2 protein-coding genes are annotated in these 2169 nt (G+C 63.3%); one reads left to right on the forward strand and one right to left on the reverse strand.

The annotated features are described in order from the left end of the window. Positions 1-1553 (reverse strand): hypothetical protein (locus tag KA184_18850; protein ID MBP8131643.1); only part of this gene is annotated, 1553 nt, incomplete at its 3' end. Positions 1554-1721: 168 nt separating this feature from the next. Between KA184_18850 and KA184_18855 the strand changes: the two genes are divergently transcribed. Continuing rightward, positions 1722-2169: hypothetical protein (locus tag KA184_18855; GenBank protein ID MBP8131644.1), on the forward strand; the 448-nt coding region annotated here is incomplete at its 3' end.

The following is a 2169-nucleotide window of genomic DNA, read 5'->3' on the forward strand; positions in this document are numbered from 1 at the left end:
CCGACGCCGAGCCGGGAGAAGAGGTCGTCGTAGGCCTTGGCAGGCACTGCGCCATACTGATTCCACCACTCGCGCACGTCATGGTAGGCGTCGCTCCCGTCGTCGACGAAGAGCAGGCAGCCGCCCGCGCGCACCCAGCGGTCCAGCGCTTCGTGATACGCCGCCTTGAGCGGTTTCTGACCCTCGTAGGACATCACGAGAACCTTTATGTTGCGCAAGGCCTCCGGATGCGGCATGTTTTCGAGCTGGACGATTTCGACGGGCAGCCCGTGTTTTACCAGCGGCATGGCCAGCGCGTAGAAGGAGCCGAGATGCGCGTCGCTGGGCTCGGGCAATGCCCGCTGAAACATCATGGTGTCGGATACCACGACGCCGACCCCGCGCGTGCCCGTGTCGTACACGACCTCCGTCTGGCCCATCTCGTTCAGAGCATTGATAGCGATCAGTAACTGCGTTGCGTAATCCGCCGGAATGCCTTCCCGCTCGCCCGATTTCGTGTCGAGGTCCACCTTCGGGTAGGTCCCCTGGAAAATGCGCTCCGGCCATGGCATAACCTCGAAGCGGCTCACTTCCGGCCACATCAACGAAGCGATCAGCGTGCATTCGTAGTTGTACTGGTAGTTCTCCCAGCTGTAGTTCGGGTTGTCCTCGATGGGGTCGGCCAGGAACCAGACCTTGCGTCCGGTGGGCCGCACCATGCCAAGCATCTGTCCGTACTCGAGGTAAGCCGTTTCAAAGGTGCGCTCTTTCGTCTCGCCCCGATAGATGTTGGGGGTTCGCGCCGTGCCCGTCCATACCTGCGCGATATAGCCGTCGATCTCTTCCAGGTCCATCAAGTGCGATTCGGGGCTCACAATCCGCCACTGCGCGTAATTGATCAGACTGTGCGTGGGCACGTGGCATTCGATTTTCGCGCCGGCCGCGGCCGCCTTCATCTTCACGTGGCGAGACACCTCGCGCAACGCCCGGAAATACAGTTCGTATTTCAATTTGCTCGCCCGGTACTGGGCGTCGGGGCTCGCATCCGGCGGCTGCCATGGCTCGCCGTAGAATGCCTGCCACTCGCGCTTGAACGCCTCGCTCCAGCCGGTTTCCGCCCAGTATTCCGGTTCTTCGAAAAACACGGCTTGCGCCCCTGCCGCCACGGCGGGCTCCACGTAGCGTTTGAGGTATTCGACATACGCAACCGTGGGCACGTTGTAGCCGATGGTCGTGCTGTCGCCGTGCATATACAAGCGCCCATCTTTCCGCGTCTGGACCTCGTCCCGCTTGAAGGCGTCTCCCGTGCCGAAATACTCCTCATATCCGCCCCAGGCGATGCCGGTCATCATCCCGGCGGCGTAACCGCGCTCGCGCCAATGCGCGGCCCGCTCCGCAAAGGTGCCGCCAACGCCATAGACCACCGCCATGTCCGAGCCGATGTCCAGTTCGGGCGTATAGCCGGACGATGTTTGAAAACAGGTGTTATCCCGCGCCGGTCCCTGCCCGAAAGCCGGGCCGGAAGCCAGCGCGAGCGCGCCAAGAACCGGCAGGAACACGGATACATGAGGCATGGTCAAACACTCCCTTGCACGCACGGGACTGCGGAAAGCCGCACAAAAATAGCATCGTCTGCCCGATATCATCAACACGCCCAACATCCCGTTGAAGGCTCGTCAAGCGCGTGTTACCATCCCGGCATGCAAGCGCCCCGACTCCAGGTCTCCGGTCGCCTTCGCGACATGATGTCCTACCCCAAGTTTCGCGGCGCCGAGCCGCGCATCCTCTTCCTTGAAAGCGACTACTGGCTGGACACGGCCTGCATCCGCGCCGCCGAGCGGATGGGCTGGCCGCTGCGCCGCACGCCGGTGCGCATGCTCGGCGTCATGCCGCGCGAGCAAGTTCGCGACCTGCTTTACGCGATGGGCGAGTTTCGGCCGGACTTCGTATTCGGCATCAACCTCAGCGCGATGGACGAGGCGGGTCTGTTTGCCGGGCTCTTCGAGGACCTGCGCCTGCCCGCCGCAACGTGGTTTGTCGACGACCCGCGCACTATTCTCATAGACCGCACCTGCTACGGCGGCGCGTGCGCCGCGGCATTCACCTGGGACTCCGCCTATGAGGAAAGCCTGAGAAGCGCTGGGTTCGCGCTGGCCGCAACCGTGCCGCTGGGGGCGGACGCGACCCTCT

It is taken from the genome of Candidatus Hydrogenedentota bacterium, from assembly GCA_018005585.1.
Classification (GTDB): Bacteria; Hydrogenedentota; Hydrogenedentia; order Hydrogenedentales; family JAGMZX01; genus JAGMZX01.